The organism is Croceicoccus estronivorus, assembly GCF_001625325.1.
Lineage (GTDB): Bacteria > Pseudomonadota > Alphaproteobacteria > Sphingomonadales > Sphingomonadaceae > Caenibius > Caenibius estronivorus.
This window is the reverse complement of sequence record NZ_JRQQ01000005.1, coordinates 139,711-156,521: the sequence shown is the minus strand read 5'-3', so window position 1 is coordinate 156,521 and position 16,811 is coordinate 139,711. Positions and strand designations below refer to the sequence as shown.

The window sequence follows — 16,811 nt, the reverse complement described above, 5'->3', positions numbered from 1 at the left end:
TTGGCGCTGCGTCGCGGTGAACCGGACGCGAGCCTTGCACACGGCGCGGAGGACAAGATGGCCATACCGCTGGCTCCATCGGAGGAGCCGTTGGCGCGGACAGATCAGGCTGAAGAAGATGCATCACCGGGGGCGGTCATCGAACCGGGACGTGCGCTGGCCTTGGCGGAATTCGCGCCGGTTTCCCTGGGTGCGGGGGAACGGCTGGTACGGCTTGCCTATCGCATGGGTGTGCCCGGCTCTGCCTTGACTTCGCCGTTTCGCAAGCAGGCCAAACCGCGCCTCATGGCCACTGTGGAAAGCCCGCTGGTGGGGGACCGTGCCACGGGAGTGGCGTTGCGGGCCGGCCATTTCCTCGTTCATGGGGTAAAGGCCCCGATCGGGCAGATGGACTTCACCCCCAGTGCCAAGCTCACGCCGCCGTTCGAGCGGACGGTGCATGGCTTTTCCTGGCTGTGCGACCTGGCCGCTTCGGCCCCGCGCGAACAATGCACGGCCACGGCAGAGCGCCTGCTTGTCGCATGGCTCGAAGCCAACCCGAAGCCGGGCAAGGGTCCTGCCTGGAAACAGGGCAATGCGGGCCATCGCCTGCTGAACTGGTTCGTATACGCCCCCTTGCTCCTGTCCGGGCCGGACAAGGTACTGCGGGGCAAAGTGCTGGGTGCGATGGCGCATACCGCGCGCTGGCTCGATCGCAACGTGGGCAAGGCCGAAGACAGGCTGGCCGAGGTGGCGGGCTGGGCTGCCATTACCGCTGCCGGGCTGTTGCTGCCCGATGGCGGGCCGCGACGCCTCTATGGCGAAGGGGGCCTGATCCGCGCCCTGGGCGACATGGTCGGAGACGATGGCGGGATATTGTCACGCAGCCCGCTCGATCAGATGGAGGCGATTGCCCTGCTGGTCGAATTGAGCGCGTGTTATCGTGCGACGCGCCGCGATCCGCCACAGGCGGTTGAGGCCATGCTGGCCATGCTGGTGCCTCCGTTGCTGGCCTTGCTGCACGGTGATGGCGGGCTCGGCAACTGGCAGGGTTCGGGCGCGGTAAAGGCGGACAGGATTACCGCCCTGATCGAGGCCAGCGGCGTCCGGAGCCGCCCGCTGCGCGAAGTGCGGCAATGGGGCTATCAACGTGTCGCAGCCGGCAAGAGCCTGTTGCAATTCGACACCGCCCCCCCGCCGCTGGCGCGGCACGCACGCGCGGGTTGCGCATCGACTCTCGCGTTTGAACTATCGCATGGCGCGCAGCGGCTCATTGTCAATTGCGGGGGGGCGGCCTTTGCCGGTGGGCAAATCCCGGTGCGGATCGAACAGGGCTTGCGGGCGACCGCCGCCCATTCGACGCTGGTGCTGGATGATGTCAATTCCACTGCCGTCCTCATCAATGGCAAGCTTGGCGGCGGTGTCGGCGAAGTCGAGGTCGACCGCCGTACTCTGGAGCTCGACGGCGCAGGGGCAACCCGCATCGAAGCCAGCCACGATGGCTATGCAGGCCGCTATGGCCTCGTCCATCGGCGGATTCTCATCATGCGCGACGACGGCAGCGAATTGCGTGGAGAGGACGTGCTGGTTCCGGTGGGGCGGCGGGGGAAGCGGGGCAAGGTCGGCTTTGCCATCCGTTTCCACGTCGGGCCGGGAATTGAGCTGGGCCTTTCGGATAATCGCAAGGGGGCGGGCCTGGCCTTGCCTGACGGCAGCTACTGGCAGTTTGTCAGTGGTGCTAGCGGCGTTGACGGGGGCGAACTTTCGATAGAAGAGAGCCTCTGGTCGGACGGCAACGGTAGGCCGCAACCGATCCAGCAACTGGTCATCTCAGGGATGGTTTCACGCGGCGGCGGGAATTTCTCGTGGTTGCTCAAGAAAATGGGGTAAGATCGTGAGTGAAGTAGCGATCCGCCGGGCACTGCTTTCGGTGTCCGATAAAGGCGGCTTGGTCGAATTGGGACAGGGCCTGGCCCGTCTCGGTGTTGAACTGGTGTCCACCGGCGGGACGGCCAAGGCGCTGCGTGACGCCGGGCTGGACGTGAAAGATGTGTCGGACCTGACCGGCTTTCCCGAAATGATGGATGGCCGCGTGAAGACGCTGCACCCGATGGTGCATGGCGGGCTGCTTGCGGTGCGTGACAATCCCGAACATGCCAGGGCGATGGAAGACCATGCGATTGGCGCGATCGATCTCGTCGTGGTCAATCTCTATCCGTTCCAGCAGACGGTTGCCAAGGGTGCCGAACGCGACGAGGTGATCGAGAATATCGACATTGGCGGCCCGTCCATGGTGCGTTCCGCAGCGAAGAACCACGCATTCGTCACTATCGTTACCGATCCGGCGGACTATCCCACATTGTTGGCCCAGCTGGATGAAAAGGGCGGTGTGACTACGCTCGATTTCCGCAAGAAGATGGCCGCCAAGGCTTTTGCGGCGACGGCAGCTTACGATGCGGCCATCAGCCAGTGGTTCGCCAGCGTGGATCAGGGTGAGAAATTCCCGGCCCGTCAGACCGTGGCAAGTCGCCTGGTATCGACGCTGCGCTATGGCGAAAACCCGCATCAGGAAGCGGCGCTCTATATCCCGGAAACGCTTTCGGGCACCGGCATTGCGCAGGCGGAGCAGGTTCAGGGCAAGGAACTGTCCTACAACAACTACAACGACGCTGCGGCCGCTCTGGAACTGGTGGCGGAATTTGCCGGGGGCGACCCGGCAGTGGTGATCGTCAAGCATGCCAATCCTTGCGGCGTGGCCCAGCGCGGGACTTTGCTGGATGCATGGAACGATGCGTTGGCCTGTGATTCGGTGTCTGCTTTCGGCGGGATCGTGGCAACCAATGTCCCGCTTGACGGCCCGACTGCCGAAGCGATTTGCGAGATATTCACTGAAGTGGTCGTGGCGCCGGGCGCAGACGATGCGGCGCGCGCGGCCTTTGCCCGCAAGAAGAACCTGCGGCTGATGATTACCGATGGCCTGCCCGATCCCTCGCGACCGGGTATGACGCAAGTCGTGATTGCCGGTGGGTTGCTGGTGCAGGACCGTGACAGCGGGCATATCACGCCGGACATGCTCAAGGCGGTGACCAAGCGTGAACCGACTGAGCAGGAACTCAAGGATTGCCTGTTTGCGTGGACGGTCGCCAAGCATGTGAAGTCCAACGCCATCGTCTATGCCAAGGATGGCGCGACGGCGGGAATTGGCGCAGGCCAGATGAATCGACGCGACAGTGCCCGAATTGCCGCGATCAAGGCTCGCGAGGCGGCCGAAAAGTATGATTGGGCACAGCCCCGCACCGTGGGCAGTGCGGTGGCTTCCGATGCGTTCTTCCCGTTTGCCGACGGGCTTTTGGCCGCAGTGGAGGCTGGCGCGACCGCAGTGATTCAGCCGGGCGGCTCCATTCGCGATGAAGAAGTGATCAAGGCCGCCGATGACGCTGGCCTTGCCATGGTCTTTACCGGGATGCGGCATTTCCGCCACTGATGGAGATGAAACGACAGGCGGGTGCATGAACGCCTGCCTGCCGCATCATTCAGCATAGGGTCAGCCGCGCCGGTGCATCCGGTGCGGCACGCTATGACGAAAAACGTTTCACGGATTGGATGCGATGGTCCGGCTACAAGATGATCTCTACCGCAATTTCGCCATCGGCTTCGGCCTTGGCGCCGTGATCGTGCTGGTCGATCTGCTCGGCAGGGTCGGCGGGATCATTGCCTGATGCGGCGGGCGGCGGCTCTTGGTGCGCTTGCCCTTTTCCTCTCGGCTTGCCAGCAGCCTGTTCAGGCCTCCGAAAAACCGGTTGAGGCGCCTGCGCCCAAACGTGTCGCGGATGAAGGCAAGGGATTGCAAACGGCGATTTTCGCCGGGGGCTGTTTCTGGGGCGTCGAAGGCGTCTTCAGCCATGTGAAAGGTGTGACCAGCGCCATCTCCGGTTATCACGGCGGCAACGGTAAGAATGCCGATTACGCCGCTGTTAGCGGAGGCAGGACGGGCCACGCGGAAGCCGTCAAGGTTACCTACAATCCTGAAATCGTCCGCTACGACCAGCTTTTGCGGATATTCTTTTCGGTCATCGCGGACCCCACGACACTCAATTATCAGGGCCCGGATCACGGCACGCAATATCGCTCCGCGCTTGTCCCGCTGGATGCCGAACAGCGCAAGGTTGCGGCTGCCTATCTGGCGCAGATCAAGGCATCGGGTGTGTGGCACAAACCGATTGTGACCAGGATCGAGGCCTATCGGGCATTTTATCCGGCGGAGGCCCATCACCAGGATTTCATGGCGGCCCATCCGCGCCATCCCTACATCGTGCAATGGGATGCACCCAAAGTTAAGGCGCTCAAGCGGATTTTCCCCGGCATGTACCGGGCCGGTTTCGTGACCGGCTGATTGCCCCCGGCGCAGGGGATGCTTATGTTGCGCTGATGGGTGTGCATCATCATCGTGAAATTTCGGGCGAAGGTCTGGTTTCTGCGGCCAGTTCGGTTCTGACCGGCGCGGGCGAGCAATGGACCGCGATGCGCGCCGATGTGTTCAAGGCGCTGGCCGACGCCAATCGCCCGGTTTCAGCCTACGACATCGCCGAAGAACTGTCCGCCGCCCGGGGTAAGCGCGTGGCGGCAAACAGCGTCTATCGTATTCTCGACCTGTTTGTGCGCACGAACCTCGCCAACCGGATTGAAAGCGCCAATGCCTATCTCGCCAATGTTCATCCTGGTTGCCGCCACGATTGCATCTTCCTGATTTGCGACGAGTGCGGCCATGTTACCCATCTCGACGACGATCGGCTGACCGGTGCCTTGCGCGATGCGGGAAAGCAGGCCGGATTTGCCGATGTGCGGCCAGTGGTGGAATTGCGGGGCCTGTGCGATGCCTGTGCGGGTTAGTGTTCATCGACAGCAATGCCATTGCAGTGTAAGCGCCGCGCGATGACCGACAATCCGGCCACTCCCCTGCTCGACCAGGTCGATGTTCCTGCCGATCTGCGTATGCTCGAACCGTCGCAATTGCGGCAGCTCGCCGACGAATTGCGTGCTGAAATGATTGCTGCAGTCGGTCAGACCGGTGGCCACCTGGGATCCGGCCTCGGCGTGGTCGAACTGACCGTGGCCATCCACTATGTGTTCAATACCCCGGATGACCGGCTTGTCTGGGATGTCGGCCATCAGGCCTATCCGCACAAGATCATCACTGGCCGCCGCGACAGGATTCGCACGATTCGGCAAGCTGGCGGTTTGTCCGGCTTTACCAAGCGGAGCGAGAGCGAATACGACCCGTTCGGGACCGCGCACTCTTCCACTTCGATCTCGGCTGCATTGGGCTTTGCCATTGCCAACAAACTTTCGGGCAAGCAGGGCAAGGGCATCGCCGTGATCGGGGATGGCGCGATGAGCGCGGGCATGGCCTACGAGGCGATGAACAACGCGCAGGCCGCAGGCAACCGGCTGGTCGTGATCCTCAACGACAACGACATGTCGATTGCCCCGCCAGTGGGCGGCCTTTCGGCCTATCTCGCGCGGCTGGTGTCCAGCGGACGTTTCCTGGGACTGCGTGAACTCGCGAAGAAGTTTGCCCGAAAACTGCCGCGCCCGTTGCACAATGCTGCGCGAAAGACTGATGAATTTGCGCGCGGAATGGCCATGGGCGGCACTCTGTTCGAGGAACTCGGCTTCTATTATGTCGGCCCGGTCGATGGGCACGACCTCGATGCGCTGATCCCGGTTTTGCAGAACGTGCGCGATGCGGCCGAAGGGCCGATCCTGGTTCACGTCGTCACGCAAAAGGGTAAAGGCTACGCTCCTGCCGAGGCGGCCGAGGACAAGTACCATGGGGTCCAGAAGTTCGACGTCATCACCGGGGAACAGAAAAAGAGCGCCGGTGGACCGCCCAGCTATACCAGCGTCTTCGCGAGCTCGTTGATCGCGGAAGCGCGGCGGGACGAAACGATCTGCGCCATTACCGCGGCCATGCCATCGGGCACCGGGCTGGACAAATTCGAGGCCGCTTTCCCCGATCGCAGCTTCGACGTCGGCATTGCCGAACAGCATGCGGTGACATTCGCAGCCGGATTGGCTGCGCAGGGCATGCGGCCGTTCTGCGCGATCTATTCCACCTTCCTGCAACGGGCGTTCGATCAGGTCGTGCATGATGTGGCGATCCAGAATCTGCCGGTGCGGTTCGCGATCGACCGTGCGGGGCTGGTCGGCGCGGACGGGGCCACGCACGCAGGCAGTTTCGACATTACCTATCTGGCGACCTTGCCCAACTTCGTGGTCATGGCGGCCGCGGACGAGGCGGAACTCGTCCACATGACTCACACCGCCGCCTTGCATGACAGCGGCCCGATTGCCTTCCGCTATCCGCGCGGGGCAGGAACGGGCGTGGCCTTGCCCGAAATCCCGCAGAGGCTGGAAATCGGCAAGGGCAGGATCGTCAGGCAAGGCAGCAAGATCGCCCTCTTGTCCCTTGGCACACGGCTGGGGGAAAGCCTCAAGGCGGCCGAACAGCTTGAGGCAAAGGGACTGTCCACGACAGTGGCAGACTTGCGCTTTGCCAAACCGCTCGATTCCGATCTCATCCGGCAATTGATGGCTACTCACGAAGTCGTCGTTACGATCGAGGAAGGCAGCATCGGCGGATTGGGCGCGCATGTGTTGACGCTGGCGAGCGATCAGGGGCTGCTGGATGCGGGCCTCAAGATCCGCACCATGCGTCTGCCCGACGTTTTTCAGGACCAGGATGCGCCTGACAAGCAATACGATGCCGCCGGGCTGAATGCCCCGCAGATCGTCGATGTCGCGCTGAAGGCGCTACGTCACAACAGCGCCGGGGTCGAAGAAGCGCGCGCCTGAGAATGCCTTCGCGTCAGGTGTCAGGCACCTGTCTCAATACCAGCGCCAAACGCCTGCGTTGATACCAGCGCCGAGAAAGTGCAGCCAGGTGATGGCCAGCCACAGGATGACCGTGAGCGCCCACAGGCCCCAACCCGCGCTCACGAGCTTGCCCCACTGCGGCCAGTAGCTGGTCTGCGCTTCCCAGCCCTTCCAGGCGGCACCCAGCAGCATCTCTTTCTTGCGGTCCTGCAAATGTGCGCCGAGCAGGGCGAGAATCAGAATGGCCCCGCACAGGATCACGGAGCGGGGCGTCGGCATGATCAGGATATGGGCGACAGCCCACAGTGCGAAGCCCCACATCATCGGATGGCGTGTGACGGCGTAGGCCCCGCGCGGCTGCGCGGCCGCAATCTTTGCGGGCGGTGTTTCCGGTGCCGCCGGATTGCCCCTGAGCGAGCCAAGAAACAGCAAAAGGGCAAAGAGAGTCAGCAGGCTCGCCAGCCCCCAGGCCAGATTGGTCTGCCCGTTCCATGCCGGAGCGCCAATTCCATAGGCCGCGCGAAAAGCGATCACCACCCAGGCGAATGTGACCAGACTGACGAGCGAATAGAGCGCGAGAAAAAGCCTGTCGCCCAACCCGTCGGCAAGCGGTGAACGCAGGGGATGCGACATGACGAAATGGCTGCCGACAAAGGCGATGCAGGCCGCCAGCAATGAAATCAGCGGGGCTTCCATGGGGTCTCCCTCCTATCTGGCCGGATCCGTATTTCTCTCATGATCACGGATGAGGCCCTGTCTCGGGCTTCATTCCGGCTGCCTGTGGTTCGCCCACTGTTTCCTGGCCGAGCAGATCGTCACCCACATTATCGTCGCCCAGCGTGTCGAGATGCATAAGTCGCCGGATCCATGGCGATATTACCAGCACTCCGATACCGACCGCGACCGCGATCCAGCCAATCTGGCTATAGACTTCGAGCACCACATGCTGACCGGCCCCCTCGCCGCTGGCCCGTTCTGACCCCGTCGCTGCCGCGATCAGCCCTGCAACGAAATTGCCTGTTGCCGACGCGAAGAACCATGTGCCCATGATGAGCGAAGCCATATGCGCGGGTGCGAGCCGGTTCATTGCGGACAGGCCGACCGGCGAAAGGCACAATTCCCCGCTGGTGTGTAGAAAATAAATCAGGAAAATGAAAATGACTGCCGTCTGTGCGCCGTCTCCGCCCAGTGCGGCGCCCCACACCAGCGCCAGAAAGCCCGCGCCCAACAGGATCATCGCAACGCCGAACTTCGCGGGTGTGGAAGGTTCCTTCCCATGACGGGCAAGCCAGGTCCACAGCCCGGCGAAGACCGGGGCGAGCAGGACGATGTAGATCGCATTGATCGACTGGAACATGCTGGCCGGCACGCCCGCCCGGTCGACGAAGCGGTCGGTATAGAGGTTGAGCGAGCTGCCCGCCTGTTCGAACAGGGCCCAGAACAGGATCGATCCGAAGATCAGGAACATTGCCGCGAATATCCGGTCGCGCGCATCGCGCTCAAGGCGGATGATGGCGGTGTAGAACACATACGTGACGAGCACCGCCCCGGCGGCGAGCAGCAGCCAGCCGATCGCTTCCTGATACTGAATCAACAGCCAGATCACGGCAACCGCGGCTACGCCCAGCGCGTAGAAGAGAAATTCACGGGTGCGGCTGAGCGCGCGGGGCGGTTCCCCCCGTCCGAGCAGCAACGGTTTGAAGACCGCGAACACTATGAGGCCTGCCAGCATGCCGAAACCTGCCGCGCCGAAGCCATAGCTCCAGCCATAGGTCTGGCCGAGATAACCGCAGAGCAGCGAACCGGCCGCCGCGCCCAGATTGATACCCATATAGAAAATCGTATACGCGCCGTCCCGCCGGATATCCGTGAGGCCGTAGAGCTGGCCGACGATCACCGAGATATTGGCCTTGAGAAATCCCGAGCCGACAATGATGAACGACAGGGCCAGCCAGAACAGGCTGAGCGCGGCACTCCCCTGCCCGCCATCCCCTTCGAAGCCCATTAGGAAATGGCCGCAGGTCAGCAGGACCGCGCCGAACAGCACGGCCTTGCGCTGTCCCAGATAGCGGTCGGCCAGATAGCCTCCCAAAACCGGAGTGATGTAAACCAGCGACGTGTATGCGCCGTAGATGAAGCCGCTTTCGGCGTCGGAAAAAAGCCAGTGCTGGGTCAGGTAGAAGATCAGCAGGGCCCGCATCCCGTAGTAGGAAAAGCGTTCCCACATTTCGGCGAAGAACAGGACGAACAGGCCCTTGGGGTGGCCCAGGAATGTCCCGGCTGCATCTCCATCCTGCGCATAATGGCTGACCATCCGCCCGTTCACCTCGTCCGCCTGTTTGTCCTTGATCGGCAGACTAGACGAAACCGCCGCTCTGTGAAGCGCCGATACGTTGCGTTTCGGGACAATCGGGAGCTGATGAAAATATTTGCAGCGATGCAATTGCGCCTGGGCCGTTCGTCTGGCAGTCTGCCAGGATAGCCGCAGGGTCGCGGTTTGCCCATAGGGGGTGTACGGAGGCGTTCGGCAGCACGGGCTGATAACGGTTCCGGTTTACGCAGTCGTGGAGGATTGCGATGATCAGGTCTGAATTGGTTGAAGCTCTTGCTCGGGACAATCCGGAATTGCGAGCGGATGAAGTAGAGCAGGTCGTTCAAATCTTCTTTGATGAGATCGCGCAGCGGCTCGCCGAAGGCGGCCGAGTGGAATTGCGGGGCTTCGGGGCATTCTCGACGCGGGAACGCGAAGCGCGCAAGGGCCGCAATCCGCGAACTGGCACTGCAGTGGATGTGCCTGCCAAGCGGGTGCCCTATTTCAAGGCCGGCAAGGAAATCCGGGAACGTCTGAACACTGATTGAGCGTTATGCTGGCGCGGCCCGGACGCTTGCAGGCTTGCTTGTCCGCAATTGGCCGCATTTTTCCGAATCTGAAGGGTGATCGCCTATGCCCTGCAACGGGACCGGGCGTCAGAACCTACGTGTCCGGTTTGAAGCTTTCGGTTCAAACCGGATTGCGGAGTGTCGCGTCACCGGCTAGCCCGCCTCCCGCAAGGCAGATATTCGCGGGCGTGGCGGAATGGTAGACGCCGGGGACTTAAAATCCCCTGAGCTTTGCTCGTGCGGGTTCGAGTCCCGCCGCCCGCACCAGCCGGCCCGCCGCCTGCACAGGACTCCGGGCCGAAGGAAATCGTTCTCAAGTTGGCCATGTTCGTCGATTTGCGCCGACTGACAGCAATGGCTTTCGCGTGCCTTTGCGCTCGTTGTGGCTGTATGACCCGGATTGCCAACGAATGGATGGAGTTCGAATGACGGATATGGGCACGGTCACGGCGAAAGCCGATGCTTCAGCGTACGGAGAATTGCAGGCTCTGTTTGGCGACCGTTTCAGCGACAAGCGGGCCATTCGCGAACATCATGGCAGGGCTGAGACATTCTATCCCGCAATGTTGCCCGATGCGGTGGTGTTCCCTCATTCGACGGAAGAGGTGGCTGCAGCGGTCCGGATATGCGCGGCAAATGCCATTCCGGTCGTGCCCTATGGCGTAGGGACATCTCTGGAAGGCAATTTCCTCGCCATGCGGGGTGGGCTGTGCATCGATCTATCCCGGATGGATCGGCTTGTCCGGGTGGGGCAGGAAGATCTCGATTGTACCGTGCAGGCCGGGATCACCCGCAAGCAGCTGAACGAGGAACTGCGCCATACCGGGCTGTTCTTTCCGATTGATCCCGGTGCCGATGCGACGATCGGGGGGATGTCCGCCACGCGGGCCTCCGGCACGAATGCGGTGCGTTACGGGACGATGCGGCAGAACGTATTGGGTCTGACGGTCGTCTTGCCTGACGGGCGTGTGATTCACACGGGCGGCCGGGCGCGCAAGTCGGCGGCGGGCTATGACCTGACTGGGCTGTTCGTCGGTTCGGAAGGGACGCTCGGCATCATCACCGAAGTGACCTTGCGGCTTTACGGCCAGCCGGAAGCGATTTCCTCGGGCGTGTGTGAATTCGAATCCCTGCGCGGCGCTGTCGATACAGTGATCCAGACCATCCAGTTCGGCATTCCGGTCGCGCGGATCGAATTGCTCGACGAATTGCAGATCCGTGCGGTCAATGCCTATTCGAAGACGGATCTTGCCGAGAAACCGACTCTGTTCGTCGAATTCCACGGAACGGATGCAGGCGTTGCAGAACAATCGACCCTGTTCGGAGAAATCGCGGCTGTCCATGGCGGCGGCGATTTCAAATGGACGACCCGGACGGAGGAACGCACCGCCCTGTGGGAGGCGCGGCATCAGGCCTATTATGCAAACCTCGCGATGCGCCCGGGCTGCACTGCGATCTCGACCGATGTCTGCGTGCCAATCTCTGCCTTGTGCGATTGCATTACCGATACGCGTGCGGCCATAGAGGAAAGCGGTATTTTCGGCCCTATCGTCGGCCATGTCGGTGACGGGAATTTCCATGTCGTAATGGTGTTTGATCCCCATTCACCGGACGAAGTGGCCCGGGCCAAGGCCTTGTCCGAACGCATTGTCGAGCTGGCTTTGGGCTATGGCGGCACTTGCACCGGGGAGCATGGCATAGGGATCGGCAAGAAGCATTATCTGGTCGAAGAACATGGCGATGCGGTGGATGTCATGCGGGCGGTAAAGCGGGCGATAGACCCGGCAGGGATCATGAATCCGGGCAAGGTCTTCGACATGTAGCCCATCCCACACCCATGCAGACGAGGTGAAGATTCCCCGCCCGATGCCTGTGCGCCATCCCTGATATCCGCGTTAGTGCGTCCTTAACGGACAGGCGTGCATAACGGAAAGTGGGTGAACGGGATTCCAGGGCTGGGAATCCCTCTCCGGCTATCGGAGTGTCTTGATGTGAGTGGGACAGCACTACCAACAGGGGGGTCAGGCGGGACGGACGATATCCCGACCATGGATCATCGCCGCGACCCGCGTTTTACACTGCTTATCAGGACGGCCAAACTGGTCGCACCCACCGGCGAATTCATGTGCATATTGCGCGATGCATCGGCGAGCGGGATCAGGGTCCAGATATTCCACCCCCTGCCCGAAGGCCGAAATTTCATCCTCGAATTGCCCAATGGCGATCGCCACCGGATCGAAACCGTATGGGAAGAACAGGGCCACGCCGGATTCCGGTTCATGGACCGGGTCGATCTGGCCCGGCTGATCGGGGACCCCGGACCTTTCCCCAAGCGTCCCGTCAGGCTGGCGGTGCAGTTGCCGGCACTGATCTCGAGCCAGGGCATCACGACAGGCATCGTCATTCGCAATCTTTCGCAAACCGGGGCACGGATCGAATGCCAATCGCATCTCGCGATCGGTCAGAAACTGCGGCTGGAAGCCGATCCCCTGCCCGTGTTGGAGGCCCGCGTGCGTTGGCGGAGGGGCACCGACTATGGCGTGGCGCTGGATCAGACTTTCCGGTTCGAGGAACTGGCCAAGCTGGTTGCGGTGCTGCAGCAGTCCAGCGAAGATGGCAGCAAGGGTTTGCACCGTTTCGAGGGCGTGCGATTCGCGTGATCGCCCTGTCCAATGGGGCGGGGCTCCGTTTGCCCGGTTAACTTCTCCATAACCATTCTTCTTTACCTCCGATTGTGGACACCGAGCGGGGGTAACGGATGAGCACTATCAGCGGGGCATCGGCGGCGCGCGAACTTCAGGTCGATGTGGCGATCATCGGCGCGGGCCCGGCCGGCCTGACTGCCGGTTACCTGCTTGCCAAGCAGGGAAAATCGGTCGCAATCATCGAGAAGGATGCGACCTATGTCGGCGGGATCAGCCGTACGGTGGAACATGAAGGCTATCGCTTCGACATTGGCGGCCACCGGTTCTTTTCCAAGAGCCAGCAGGTCGTCGACCTGTGGAACGAGATTCTGCCTGACGATTTCATCCAGCGCCCGCGGATGAGCCGGATTTACTACGAAGGCAAATTCTACTCTTACCCGCTGCGGGCATTCGAGGCGCTGGGTAATCTCGGCATTTTGCGTTCGACGGCCTGCATGGCGAGTTACGTCTGGCGCAAGCTGTTCCCGATCAAGGATGTCCGGAGCTTCGAAGACTGGACGACCAACCAGTTCGGGCACAAGCTCTACTCGATCTTCTTCAAGACCTATACCGAGAAGGTATGGGGGATGCCGTGTGACGAAATGAGCGCGGACTGGGCGGCCCAGCGGATCAAGGGCCTGTCGCTCTGGGGAGCGGTCATCGACGGGGTCAAGCGGTCCCTGGGCCTCAACAAGCGACCCAATGACGGGCAGGCAGTGAAAACCTTGCTGGAAACGTTCCGCTACCCGCGGCTTGGGCCCGGCATGATGTGGGATGCCGCGCGCGACAAGATCGAAGCGTGGGGCGGTCACGTGATCATGGGCCATTCGCTGAAACAACTGGCCAGCGACGGCAACGGCGGGTGGCGGATGACGGCATGCGGAACCGGCGGCGACCTGGTGATCCGGGCTGCGCATGCGATCAGTTCCGCGCCGATGCGTGAACTGGCCGCGCGGCTTCACCCGTTGCCTGCGACGACACTCAATGCATCGCAGCTCAAGTATCGCGACTTCCTGACCGTTGCATTGATGATCCGCTCCGACGATCTGTTCCCCGATAACTGGATCTATATTCACGACAGCAAGGTGCAGGTCGGCCGGGTCCAGAATTTCCGCAGTTGGTCGCCGGAAATGGTGCCGGATGAAAACGTCGCCTGCATCGGCCTCGAATATTTCTGCTTCGAAGGCGATGGCCTGTGGACCTCGTCCGACGAGGATCTGGTCGAACTGGCCAAGAAGGAAATGGCCATCCTCGGCCTGCTCGATCCCGGCGACGTGATCGGCGGCACAGTGGTGCGGCAGGAAAAAGCCTATCCGGTCTATGACGAAACCTATGCCGCCAATGTTGCGGCGATGCGGACCGAACTGGAAGAGAAATTCCCGACGCTCCACCTTGTCGGGCGAAACGGCATGCACCGCTACAACAATCAGGATCATGCGATGATGACCGCGATGCTGACGGTGGAGAATATCCTTGCCGGTGAGCGAATCTATGACACCTGGTGCGTCAACGAGGATGCGGAATATCACGAAGCGGGCAATGAAGGCGCCGAAAAGGCACTGCCTGCCCGGGAAAAGGTGACTGAAGATCAGGCCGCTGCGCTTTCGTCGGTACGCGAAGTGCCTGAACGGATTGTGCCGAACGGCCGGAAGGCCGCCTGACGAACGGAGGCGGCCGTGATTGCAACTCTCAACCGTGTGCGTCAGATCCGGCTGGCCCGGTATATCGCCGCCAGTGCGATTGCCCTGGGGGCCGACGTTGGCAGTTTTCTTGCCATGCTCTCGTTCGGCGTGATGCCCACGGCTGCTTCCGCGGCAAGCTACAGCCTGGGTATTCTGGTCCACTGGCTGATTTCAAGCCGGAAGGTGTTTGCCGACTCCGTGGCGGAGCGGGGCATGGAACGGACCAAGCAGAAGGCGTTGTTCGTGATTTCCGCTCTGGCCGGTCTGGCGTTGACGACAGCCATTGTCGGTGTCGGCGGACTGATGGGGATCGACCCGCGTATTGCCAAGCTGTTTGCGATCGGCGCCAGTTTCACTCTGACCTGGATGTTGCGCAGCAAGGTGATCTTCCGTCATGCCCATAGCTGACGCGCCGCAAGGCGCGCCCATGCCCTTGCGCGATGTCGCATGGCGCGCGGCTTGGGTTTGGCTGCCGGTATCGCTCTTCTTCCTGGCGTTTTCCTGGCAGGGCCTGACGGCCGCACCGATGTGGATGAGCGATGCCGACGATGCTCTTCGGCTGGTGCAGGTGCGCGACCTGCTGGCCGGGCAGGGGTGGTTCGATCTCCATCAGTATCGCAGCAATGCCCCTGACGGCGGAGTGCTGATGCACTGGTCACGGCTGGTGGATATTCCGCTCGCCGCCGTGATTCTCCTGTTGAAACCCCTTTTGGGTCAGGCCGGGGCGGAAATGGTGGCGGTCGCCACGGTTCCGCTGGGCACCTTCTATCTCGCGCTGCTTTTGACAGGACGTCTGGCAGGCAGGCTTGCCGGACGCGATGCTGTGCTTGGCGCTTGTCTCGTCGCGGGTCTCTCGCTGGTGGTCGTGGCCCAGATGCGTCCTTTGCGGATCGATCACCATGGCTGGCAAGTCGTGTGTGCGCTTGCCGCGCTCAACGCCCTGTTTGCGCGCAGGCCCCGTCCAGCGGGCTGGCTGGCCGGCCTCGCACTGGCGGCAGAGCTGGCAATCTCGATGGAAGGACTCCCGCTTGCTGTCGCGGTTGCCGCAGTGGCAGCCTGGCGTTGGCTGCGCGACCCGGCAGAGCGGGCCTGGGCCGTCACTATGATGCAGGGCCTTGCTGGTGGGTCGGTCCTGCTGTTCCTTGCCACGCGAGGCTTCGCCGATCTTGCCACGCATTGCGATGCGATCGCCCCGGTCCATTTGGCCATTTTCGTATGGGGCGCTTTCGCGCTGACCGTTCTGGCCGCCCTCCCGCGCCAGTCGATGCCGGTCGTATTGGGCGGATTTGCGGTCACTGGAGGTATCGCGTTGGCGATCCTGGCATGGGCCGCGCCGATCTGCCTTGGCGGCGGGTTCGCGGAATTGCCGCCATCGCTGCACGAGAACTGGCTGGTGACCGTTCCGGAAGGCAGACCCGTGTGGGAGAAGCGCTGGCCGCTGGCATTACAAATTGCACTGCCCCTTGCGCTCGCACTGGTCGTGTCCTTGCGCCGCATGATGGCAATGAATGTGGCTGAGCGGAGCCGTTGGGGAGAATTCACAGCGCTGCTCGCAGTAGCGGTTGCCTTGGCCCTGATTGTCTCACGTGCCAGTGCCACGGCTCAGGTCCTGTCGGCCATTCCCCTGGGCTGGTTGGTGGGCAGATGGCTTGCCACGCTGCGGGCCGGTGCGCCGCTGCGTCAGGGACTCGCCATTCTCGCAGGCTTGCTGGTTGTACTGTTTCCGATGCTTCCCGCCACGCTCGCGGCCAGCGTGCTGCCTGCGTCCGGCGATGCGGAGAGCCGGATGCAGGCAAGCCTGCAGGCGTGTGGAATGGAAGAGGGGCTTCAGGCCCTGTCACGCCTGCCTAGAGGCGAGATCCTGTCGCTGATCGACATGGGATCGCATCTTCTGATGGGGACACCGCATGGCGTGGTTGCCACCGGCCACCATCGGGCGGTGGCGGGGATGCTGTTTGAACAGGCCGCGTTCAAGGCTACGCCGGATCAGGCCCAGGCAATGCTGGCGGCACGCGGCACATCCTATGTCGCATTGTGCGTGAATATGGATGAAACCCGCCGTCTGTCGGAAGAAGCGCCCGGTGGGCTGGCCGCAGGGCTGGTGCGGGGGGAAGCGCCGTCATGGTTGACACCTGTGCCGGTAAACGGCGCGGGAGCCGGCTTTCGGCTGTGGCGGGTGCGTTAGCAGTGCCGCGTCAGGCCGGACGGAAAGTCATTGCCAACCCATTCATGCAATAGCGTTTCCCGGTCGGCTTCGGTCCGTCGTTGAACACGTGCCCAAGATGCCCGCCGCAATCGGCGCAATGCACTTCGGTGCGTGGATAGCCCAGCTTGAAGTCGGTTGAGGTGCCGACTGCGCCGGACAGGGGCTTCCAGAAACTTGGCCAGCCGGTGCCGCTGTCATACTTGGTGGAAGAGGCGAACAATTCGTTGTCGCATCCCGCGCACAGGAACGTGCCCTTGCGTTTTTCCTTGTTGAGCGGAGAGGTATAAGGCCGTTCGGTCCCGGCCTCACGCAGGATATGAAACTGCCCTTTGGTCAGCCGCTTGCGCCATTGCGCGTCGCTCAGCGTGACGGGAAAGTCTTTTGCCTCAGCCGTCTTGCCGCCGCAGGCAGCGGCGAGAGGCAGGCTTGCCCCCACGGCAAGCCACCCGAGCAGGCGACGACGCGGCAGCAAGGCGGTTTTGTTGCAAGATCCAGCCATTCCCG

Annotated in this window: 14 protein-coding genes and 1 tRNA gene; 12 read left to right on the top strand and 3 right to left on the bottom strand. The window is 62.3% G+C overall.

Annotated elements, in window-relative coordinates:
- Positions 1-57: 57 nt before the first annotated feature.
- From MB02_RS08850 to dxs, 5 genes are all read left to right on the top strand, one after another.
- Positions 58-1,869 carry a heparinase II/III family protein gene (locus MB02_RS08850; protein ID WP_082826092.1) on the top strand — a complete coding sequence of 604 codons (1,812 nt, stop codon included), beginning with the start codon at positions 58-60 and terminating at the stop codon, positions 1,867-1,869.
- Positions 1,870-1,873: 4 nt separating this feature from the next.
- Positions 1,874-3,463, top strand: a complete 1,590-nt coding sequence (purH, locus tag MB02_RS08845; RefSeq protein WP_067535755.1) for a bifunctional phosphoribosylaminoimidazolecarboxamide formyltransferase/IMP cyclohydrolase — start codon at positions 1,874-1,876, stop codon at positions 3,461-3,463.
- A gap of 234 nt (positions 3,464-3,697) precedes the next feature.
- Entirely contained in the window at positions 3,698-4,372 is a 675-nt protein-coding gene (msrA, locus tag MB02_RS08840) for a peptide-methionine (S)-S-oxide reductase MsrA (protein ID WP_067535753.1), read from the top strand.
- 35 nt (positions 4,373-4,407) lie between these two features.
- Entirely contained in the window at positions 4,408-4,869 is a 462-nt protein-coding gene (locus MB02_RS08835) for a Fur family transcriptional regulator (RefSeq protein WP_067535750.1), read from the top strand.
- Between the two features lie 42 nt (positions 4,870-4,911).
- Entirely contained in the window at positions 4,912-6,834 is a 1,923-nt protein-coding gene (gene dxs, locus MB02_RS08830; protein WP_067535742.1) for a 1-deoxy-D-xylulose-5-phosphate synthase, read from the top strand.
- A gap of 33 nt (positions 6,835-6,867) precedes the next feature.
- On the opposite strand, the gene MB02_RS08825 is transcribed toward dxs, so the two are convergent.
- Entirely contained in the window at positions 6,868-7,551 is a 684-nt protein-coding gene (locus tag MB02_RS08825; protein WP_067535739.1) for an NnrU family protein, read from the bottom strand.
- Between the two features lie 43 nt (positions 7,552-7,594).
- The gene (locus MB02_RS08820) at positions 7,595-9,169 is read right to left on the bottom strand and encodes a peptide MFS transporter (protein WP_082826091.1); all 1,575 of its coding nucleotides are present in this window, start codon (positions 9,167-9,169) and stop codon (positions 7,595-7,597) included.
- A gap of 263 nt (positions 9,170-9,432) precedes the next feature.
- Here MB02_RS08820 and MB02_RS08815 point away from each other — a divergent pair, with 263 nt between their 5' ends.
- The 7 genes from MB02_RS08815 (at position 9,433) to MB02_RS08785 (ending at position 16,286) form a co-directional block, all read left to right on the top strand.
- Positions 9,433-9,714, top strand: a complete 282-nt coding sequence (locus MB02_RS08815) for an integration host factor subunit beta (protein ID WP_067535737.1) — start codon at positions 9,433-9,435, stop codon at positions 9,712-9,714.
- A gap of 203 nt (positions 9,715-9,917) precedes the next feature.
- Positions 9,918-10,002 (top strand) — tRNA-Leu (locus MB02_RS08810).
- A 158-nt stretch (positions 10,003-10,160) separates the two neighbouring features.
- On the top strand, positions 10,161-11,558 hold the full coding sequence (locus tag MB02_RS08805) for an FAD-binding oxidoreductase (RefSeq protein WP_067535734.1): 1,398 nt from the start codon (positions 10,161-10,163) through the stop codon (positions 11,556-11,558).
- Between the two features lie 168 nt (positions 11,559-11,726).
- Positions 11,727-12,395 (top strand): PilZ domain-containing protein, encoded by a 669-nt coding sequence (locus MB02_RS08800; protein WP_156495466.1) that lies wholly within the window; start codon positions 11,727-11,729, stop codon positions 12,393-12,395.
- Between the two features lie 98 nt (positions 12,396-12,493).
- Positions 12,494-14,080, top strand: a complete 1,587-nt coding sequence (locus MB02_RS08795) for an NAD(P)/FAD-dependent oxidoreductase (RefSeq protein WP_067535728.1) — start codon at positions 12,494-12,496, stop codon at positions 14,078-14,080.
- Positions 14,081-14,095: 15 nt separating this feature from the next.
- On the top strand, positions 14,096-14,509 hold the full coding sequence (locus MB02_RS08790; RefSeq protein ID WP_067535725.1) for a GtrA family protein: 414 nt from the start codon (positions 14,096-14,098) through the stop codon (positions 14,507-14,509).
- A complete protein-coding gene (locus tag MB02_RS08785; protein WP_156495465.1) occupies positions 14,496-16,286 on the top strand; it encodes a hypothetical protein in 1,791 nt (596 codons plus the stop codon). Before MB02_RS08790 ends, MB02_RS08785 begins: the two co-directional genes overlap by 14 nt.
- 10 nt (positions 16,287-16,296) lie before the next feature.
- On the opposite strand, the gene msrB is transcribed toward MB02_RS08785, so the two are convergent.
- Entirely contained in the window at positions 16,297-16,806 is a 510-nt protein-coding gene (gene msrB, locus MB02_RS08780) for a peptide-methionine (R)-S-oxide reductase MsrB (RefSeq protein ID WP_067535719.1), read from the bottom strand.
- Between the last annotated feature and the right edge of the window lie 5 nt (positions 16,807-16,811).

Excerpts from the sequence above, each read along its gene's own strand:
- MB02_RS08850 (WP_082826092.1), top strand. The coding sequence starts at position 58 with ATGGCCATACCGCTGGCTCCATCGGAGGAGCCGTTGGCGCGGACAGAT.
- msrA (WP_067535753.1), top strand. The coding sequence starts at position 3,698 with ATGCGGCGGGCGGCGGCTCTTGGTGCGCTTGCCCTTTTCCTCTCGGCT.
- MB02_RS08835 (WP_067535750.1), top strand. The coding sequence starts at position 4,408 with ATGGGTGTGCATCATCATCGTGAAATTTCGGGCGAAGGTCTGGTTTCT.
- dxs (WP_067535742.1), top strand. The coding sequence starts at position 4,912 with ATGACCGACAATCCGGCCACTCCCCTGCTCGACCAGGTCGATGTTCCT.
- MB02_RS08825 (WP_067535739.1), bottom strand. The coding sequence starts at position 7,551 with ATGGAAGCCCCGCTGATTTCATTGCTGGCGGCCTGCATCGCCTTTGTC.
- MB02_RS08820 (WP_082826091.1), bottom strand. The coding sequence starts at position 9,169 with ATGGTCAGCCATTATGCGCAGGATGGAGATGCAGCCGGGACATTCCTG.
- MB02_RS08815 (WP_067535737.1), top strand. The coding sequence starts at position 9,433 with ATGATCAGGTCTGAATTGGTTGAAGCTCTTGCTCGGGACAATCCGGAA.
- MB02_RS08805 (WP_067535734.1), top strand. The coding sequence starts at position 10,161 with ATGACGGATATGGGCACGGTCACGGCGAAAGCCGATGCTTCAGCGTAC.
- MB02_RS08795 (WP_067535728.1), top strand. The coding sequence starts at position 12,494 with ATGAGCACTATCAGCGGGGCATCGGCGGCGCGCGAACTTCAGGTCGAT.
- MB02_RS08785 (WP_156495465.1), top strand. The coding sequence starts at position 14,496 with ATGCCCATAGCTGACGCGCCGCAAGGCGCGCCCATGCCCTTGCGCGAT.
- msrB (WP_067535719.1), bottom strand. The coding sequence starts at position 16,806 with ATGGCTGGATCTTGCAACAAAACCGCCTTGCTGCCGCGTCGTCGCCTG.